We start from the raw sequence: 5,083 nt of genomic DNA, 5'->3' as shown, positions 1-5,083 counted from the left end.
ATTGGGCAAATAAGAATGTTAATGGAAAGCGTAAAATCCAAAAAGAGATGATATTCAATACAAGAACTTGAACCATCGCTCCAGAAGCTCGAACAATCCCATTTAACACAAAATTAACTCCTAAAAACGGATAGAAAAAGGCAATCGTCTGAACATACATTTTCCCAAAAGCAACTGTATCAGGATCTTGTATGAATAGTGACACGAAGTACTCTGCCCCAATAAACATAATCGTACTAATAATGAATGTTACCACCACAATGAGAGTCACTGCTTCTTTTGCAACCTCTTTTACTCTTGCCCATTGTTGTGCTCCTATATTTTGCCCAGCCATACTGTTAACAGCAGAGCCGAGTGTTAAGGCTGGCAGCATAATTAAGCTATCTAAGCGCTGCGAGGCTCCAAATCCAGCAATAACATCTTCACCGAATCCTGTCACCACCGTCATGATCGCTAAAATACCGGCTGATATCGCCATCATAGATARCCCAGCTGGCAAACCCATTTTAAATAAAACAAGGAAGTACTTCTTCTCAGGTAGGGTTGGTATACTAAACGGAACTCCTGCACGGTAAATAGAATAAATCAACCCATACAAAAAGGCGGTTCCTTGCGCAATGATGGTTGCATATGCTGCCCCATCTATTCCGAGGTTAAATACGCTTATAAACAAAGGGTCAAGAATTGCGTTTAAAATAACTGCAAGCATAACAAAACGAATAGGTGTTTTACTATCACCTAACGCCCGTAAGACAGTCCCTATGAAATTATAACCAAATAAGAATAAAATCCCAACAAAGTTAATTTTTAAATAAGACTCTGCATACGGGAGCATCCCTTCTGGAGTCCCCATTACACGCAAAATACTCCCTAAAAATATAAAACCAATGGCCCCAAGCAATAGAGCGAGAGAACCTAAAACAAATACAAATGCATTTAAGGATTCCTTTAATCCTTTTTCATCATTGGCCCCTTTTCGTTGAGAGAGGACCGTTAATGTCGCTCCGTTGACTCCAATAATAAACGACAAGATCGTAAAAACAACAGTAGCGGATATTGAGACTGCACCTAATGCACTAGTACCTAGAAGATTCCCTACCCATAATGAATCAACAAATTGGTAGGAAGCTTGGAGTAAATTAGCAAAAAAGATTGGCCACGAAAAGAGTAGCATCTTACGTCTAATACTTCCTTCTGTAAAATCAAGCTGCTTTATTTTTGCCGTTTTCATATGTATCCCTTCTTCTAATCATGTAAGCTTCATTATAGTATGATCGGCTGTTAAATAGGAAGAGAAAGCCCTACTAACAACATAAGTCAGTAGGGAACGCACCTTTTATTTCAACTCAAAGGATTCTGTAATGTTGATGCTATCTTTTACTGATTGTACCATTGAGCAATTCTTACGAGTAACTTCTAATGACTTCTCGATTTTTTGCTCTGTAGTATCACAACCACTAATCGTAAAATGCATGTGAATGGCTTGGATCTCTTGCGCTCCTTCTGGATTACGAGTTATGTCAGCTCGAACATGAATATCCTCATACGGAATTCGTTTCTTTTCTAATACTTTACGTAATACACCACCACTGCACACAGCTATCGACGATACTAATAATTGATAAGGTCTAAACCCGTACTCCGCATTTCCTGAAATCTGTAAGTTTCCATATTCCACTGTTGTTTCAAAACCGTTTTCCTTCATTGTAAATTCCATTATGAACGCCTCCTTTTTTCCTTCTCTATTGTACCGATTTCTGAGTGATCCGTCATTTGTTTCGTTTAAGATAGTCATTCCCTTACATACAATGTACAATAGTCTTTGTGACAAATCATCAAGATAGGAGCATGATGATACGATGTTTGAAGGAAAAGCAGCTGAAAACCGTCCTTTATACAGATTGATTGTATTGATCATTATGGTTGCCATTGCAGGATTTGCTCAAGGCATGCTCTTGCCTCTTCTCGCAATCATGTTAGAAGATGCTGGTGTTTCCTCGTCCTTAAATGGATTAAATGCAGCGGCTCTATATATTGGCGTTTTACTCGCCTCCCCATTTATTGAACATCCTGTTAGAAAATACGGCTATAAACCTGTCATTACGATTGGATTAGTCTTAATGATCACCTCACTCCTCTTACTCCCTTTATGGCAAGCTTTTTGGTTTTGGTTTGTCCTAAGGATTATTATTGGTATTGGTGATAATATGGTTCATTTTGCGACACAAGTATGGATCACTACAACAAGTACCCCGAAGAACCGTGGACGGAATATTTCTCTTTATGGACTCGCTTTTGGTTTAGGCTTTGGAGTTGGGCCTTTTATGACCCGATTACTTAGTATTAATGAATGGTTACCATTTTTACTATCTGCTGGATTGAGCATGCTGGCCTGGCTTTTAATTTTGCAAATGCGAAATGAATTTCCGGCAACAGATATGGAAACTGGAAGTCAGTTATCAACTTGGAAGCGATATAAGGAAGTTTTCAAACTGGCTTGGTTCGCTTTCTTGCCAGCCTTTGGATACGGCTTTCTTGAAGCTTCCTTACATGGTAATTATCCGGTCTATGCCTTGCGCTCAGGAATGACCATTGAACTGGTGTCCATTTTATTGCCAGCTTTTGTCATTGGTGGGCTGATCACACAGCTTCCTCTTGGATTACTAAGTGACCGAGTCGGACGCAAGAAAATCTTGCTCTTTTTATCGAGTTTCGGAGCGCTTTGTTTTTTTGCCATGATTGCTTTTGAGAGTTCGACCACGATCTTATTCATTTTATTTATCTTAGCTGGTGGTTTTGTAGGTTCATTTTTCTCACTAGGCGTGATGTATCTGGCTGATCTTATTCCTACACATTTATTGCCTACGGGTAATGTGATGATGGCTATAAGCTTTGGGGTAGGCAGCATGATCGGACCACTTGTTGGTGGGATATTTATTGATATTTTTGAGTCAGGGAGTATTTATTATTCTATTGGTGGGATGCTCGTCTTTATTTTCATCACCGGCATTGCCTTTAAAAATAAACAAGCGTCGTCTCCTACTAAAGCAGTAACTGAAAACATATAAAAGCCCTCGTTCAAGAGAACGAGGGCTTTGAATTAATGGTAACCATTTTGTTTATTAGCTGAACTACTTGTTTTATGATTGTTGGCATGCTTATGCCCAGAGTGATGAGCATTTGCTTTTGGCTTTTTCTTTTGGCTCATGTCATACACCTACTCTCATCCAAGTAATGGAGGTGACCGACGCAATGTGGTCACCTCCATTCACCAACCTAGGACAGATATTCTTTATTCAATGAACAATCTGGGGTCGAAACGATGTTTGTCTTTAGGAGACACCTCACTTCAATATTGTTTACTAACAATCCTKAAAGTCTATGTTATTCTCCTTCAATGTAATCACCTCAATTAAGGTTATCACTACAAATTCGCAACTTGCCTATTGTATCTCTGAACAACTATTTGTTCTAGAGTCGGTGTTAAGCACAGCAGATTATCTGCCGTCCTTAAACATTATAATGTCCGATTTTTTTTGAGTTATGCATGAGGTTTATTTTTTAATTGCTTTACTTCTGAGGCAGCATCCYTTGTAGCTTGAATAATCTCCTCGGAACTTTCTTTGAGGTGAGTAGCAGTCTCTGATATCTTTTTCACATCTTCACTAATATCACGAATGACTTGTGAAACTTCTGTTGCAGTATCACGAACTTGATCGAAGATTTGCTCACGGTTTTCACGAATAAAGGTCAAGGCTTCAGTTGTACCCTGTTTTAATTCAGACGCTTCTTCCTTTAACTTCTCGCGCCATTCTTTCTTTGCAAGAATTACCGTAAGGGCAACAGCACCGCCAATCCACAATCCTTTGCATAGCGTTTGACAAGGTTTCTTTTCCATTTCCATAACGCTTTCCTCCTCATAAGTGGCCTCTCTTATTATATTACCAATAAATTCAGAGAAATAAAAAGGAATGTTAATTAATTAAAATTATGAATGAATAACCATTCACTTTATCCCGAAATAAGTGAGCTCATTTTCATGCCGTTCGACAATAAGGTCGTCTTGCATTAAAAGGTCCAAGTGACCAAACACTTCAGAAAATGTTAGTTCAGGTTGCTTATKGTGACTACGTCCAAACATTTTAGCACCTAGCTCATTAACCGTCATTTTCCCACTCTTWAAATGGTCATAAATCACACGCGCCCTGTCTTCTTGAGCTGTTAGTCGATTATCAATGAGCGTAGTCACATCCGTAATCGATGGGCCGTGTCCTGTGTGTAGTTCGCTTATTTGTAAATTTTTTATCGTTTCAAGAGATTCACGATATTGTAATAATGTTCTCGGTCTTTCCTGCCCCTCTAGAGGAGCTTCAAGTAAAGCATTCGAAGAAACTTTAGATAATAAAACATCTCCCCCAATTGCAACTCCATCTGACTCCCTTAGAAACAATAGATGACTTTGTGCATGACCAGGCGTTTCTATGACTCGCCAATCACTTAGACCTGGTAACTTATCTCCTTGTGCAACAAACACGTCAACATTCGTCTTATCCACAAAGTGAAGGTACCCTAGACTTGATCGCTCAATCACTTTAAGCTGTTCCGCGTTTAATCCATGTCGAAGGTAAAATCGTTTAAAAAAGCGAGCATATTGCATAAAGAAGTCAGGATCGCGCGAGAGCCATAATTGATTTAACTGATGCCCAATTACCTTTGCCTTGTTAAATCTTGCGACTAACCCCACATGATCAGGATGATGATGTGTTAAGACTACTTGCTCTACATCATCGACTGAATACCCAATTGACTCAATACCACTCTTTAATAACTCCCAACCTTCATCCGTTTTCGGACCAGTATCTACTAGCGTTAACGTTTCACCTTCAATTACATAGCAATTCACAGGACCAACAAGAAATGGTGTAGGAATGGTAAGACAATGAATCTTCTCTGTCTTCACGACCATAACAATAACTCCTTCCAAAATTCACTTCATTAAAAAAGAGAGATGTTTAACAATTGTTAAACATCTCCATTTTAACATTAATTGTATGCTTGTGTAAGAAAATGATCTGTCTCAAGA

General features: G+C 38.9%; 5 protein-coding genes. 1 reads left to right on the top strand and 4 read right to left on the bottom strand.

Annotated elements, in window-relative coordinates; genetic code table 11:
* On the bottom strand, window positions 1–1,231 hold a 1,231-nt coding region (locus tag AB685_RS26195; RefSeq protein WP_047973530.1), incomplete at its 3' end, for an MATE family efflux transporter.
* A gap of 105 nt (window positions 1,232–1,336) precedes the next feature.
* Window positions 1,337–1,717: an OsmC family protein gene (locus tag AB685_RS26190; RefSeq protein ID WP_047973529.1), complete on the bottom strand. Its 381-nt coding sequence runs from the start codon at window positions 1,715–1,717 to the stop codon at window positions 1,337–1,339.
* 142 nt (window positions 1,718–1,859) lie between these two features.
* Between AB685_RS26190 and AB685_RS26185 the strand changes: the two genes are divergently transcribed.
* Window positions 1,860–3,068, top strand: a complete 1,209-nt coding sequence (locus AB685_RS26185; RefSeq protein WP_047973528.1) for an MFS transporter — start codon at window positions 1,860–1,862, stop codon at window positions 3,066–3,068.
* A gap of 473 nt (window positions 3,069–3,541) precedes the next feature.
* Here the strand turns inward: AB685_RS26185 and AB685_RS26180 are convergent, their stop codons facing one another.
* Window positions 3,542–3,904: a YtxH domain-containing protein gene (locus tag AB685_RS26180; protein WP_047973527.1), complete on the bottom strand. Its 363-nt coding sequence runs from the start codon at window positions 3,902–3,904 to the stop codon at window positions 3,542–3,544.
* A gap of 102 nt (window positions 3,905–4,006) precedes the next feature.
* Entirely contained in the window at window positions 4,007–4,966 is a 960-nt protein-coding gene (locus AB685_RS26175) for an MBL fold metallo-hydrolase (protein ID WP_047973526.1), read from the bottom strand.
* Between the last annotated feature and the right edge of the window lie 117 nt (window positions 4,967–5,083).

The organism is Bacillus sp. LL01 (genome assembly GCF_001037965.1).
The sequence above is the reverse complement of the archived record's forward strand: the minus strand, read 5'-3'. Positions and strand labels throughout refer to the sequence as shown.

Excerpts from the sequence above, each read along its gene's own strand:
- AB685_RS26185 (WP_047973528.1), top strand. The coding sequence starts at position 1,860 with ATGTTTGAAGGAAAAGCAGCTGAAAACCGTCCTTTATACAGATTGATT.
- AB685_RS26190 (WP_047973529.1), bottom strand. The coding sequence starts at position 1,717 with ATGGAATTTACAATGAAGGAAAACGGTTTTGAAACAACAGTGGAATAT.